This window comes from Bradyrhizobium sp. BRP22, assembly GCF_020194175.1.
Taxonomy (GTDB): domain Bacteria; phylum Pseudomonadota; class Alphaproteobacteria; order Rhizobiales; family Xanthobacteraceae; genus Bradyrhizobium.
The window spans coordinates 1-681 of record NZ_JADYVX010000111.1 but is presented as its reverse complement, the minus strand read 5'-3'; the positions used below and the strand labels follow the sequence as shown (position 1 = coordinate 681).

Annotated in this window: 1 protein-coding gene; it reads right to left on the bottom strand. The window is 64.2% G+C overall.

The genetic code is table 11. The features are described from left to right. The coding region (locus I6F35_RS39585) for a condensation domain-containing protein (RefSeq protein ID WP_225122966.1) at window positions 1-681 on the bottom strand (681 nt) is incomplete at both ends.

Below are 681 nucleotides of genomic sequence, written 5' to 3'. Positions count from 1 at the left end.
GACCGCGGATCAGCGGACCGCGCGCAAGATCGAATGGCGTGCGCCCCTCTTCTTGGCACAGATCCAAAAATGCCGCTTTTGCATCCGATCTCTCCCGCAGATCGTGCTCAACTATCGGCAGACCCGCGTCCGGCGGCAGAACCTCAACCCGGGGCTTGCCCTGGATCGCGACAAACACACTGCGCAGCGCCTCATGACGCGCCAACACACGGTCAAGGCTGCGCTGCCAGGCGCTGCGGTCGAGCATCCCGCGCAATCGCAAGGCCAGTGGAATGTGATAGTTCGTGCTGCCTTCGTTCAGCTGAGCCAAAAACCATAGCCGCTGCTGCGCAAACGACAGCACAAGCGGCTCATGACGCGACACGGCTGCAATCGACGGCAGCTCTTGCGGACCGGAGCGGCTCAACAGCTCGACGATGCTTGCCGCCAGGTCACTCAACACTGGCCTTGCGAACAGCGTCGACAGTGGCAGTTCGACCCCGACAGCCTGTGATAGCCGGCTCGACATCTGCACGGCCAAGAGCGAGTGGCCGCCCAGTTCGAAGAAGTGGTCATTGCGCCCGATGCGCTCGACACCAAGGAGCTCGGCCCAGATCTGCGCCAGCGTCGTCTCGACCGCACCTTGCGGCGACTGGTAGGCCGCCAGCGCATAGGCCTGATCGGCCGGCGCCGGCAGCGCGT